Source organism: Streptomyces sp. UC4497, assembly GCF_054871485.1.
The window spans coordinates 1-502 of the sequence record NZ_JBTYHB010000080.1 but is presented as its reverse complement, the minus strand read 5'-3'; the positions used below and the strand labels follow the sequence as shown (position 1 = coordinate 502).

The 502-nt window shown below is 65.5% G+C and carries 1 protein-coding gene; it reads left to right on the top strand.

Going from position 1 to position 502, the window contains the following annotated elements; genetic code table 11:
- Window positions 1–311 precede the first annotated feature (311 nt).
- A partial coding sequence (locus tag ACYSUO_RS42280) for a MerR family transcriptional regulator (protein WP_326017033.1) occupies window positions 312–502 on the top strand: 191 nt, incomplete at its 3' end.

Below are 502 nucleotides of genomic sequence, written 5' to 3'. Positions count from 1 at the left end.
GAGCAGTACGCATCACCAGCAGTACCCGCAGTAGGTAAGTGTTTGATCCCAGAGGGAAGAAACGGAGGAGCCGAGCGCCATCAGGATCGCCCGGGCGGATGTCTTGAGCCCGGGTACCGCAGGACATCGATAGTGAGGTGGTCTCCGGTCAAGCAACCGCGATCCCCGCGTACCCGACATCTTCCAGGTCGGGTCGGCGGATACAGAAGGCCGGTGCAGTATCAGGGCCGGCAGATGGTGTAGTTGTTCCTTCGGGGCCCGGGTGCCGTACGGCCCCCGGGCCCCTCGACGCGTTTTACAGAGAGGTGCAAGTGACAGCAGACGATTCGTTCGGACGTCTCGACGACGACGACTACCCCGCCTACACCATGGGCCGGGCCACCGAAATACTCGGCACCACCCAGGGCTTCCTGCGCGCCATCGGCGAGGCCCGCCTGATCACCCCGCTGCGTTCCGAGGGCGGCCACCGGCGCTACTCCCGCTACCAGCTGCGCATCGCCGC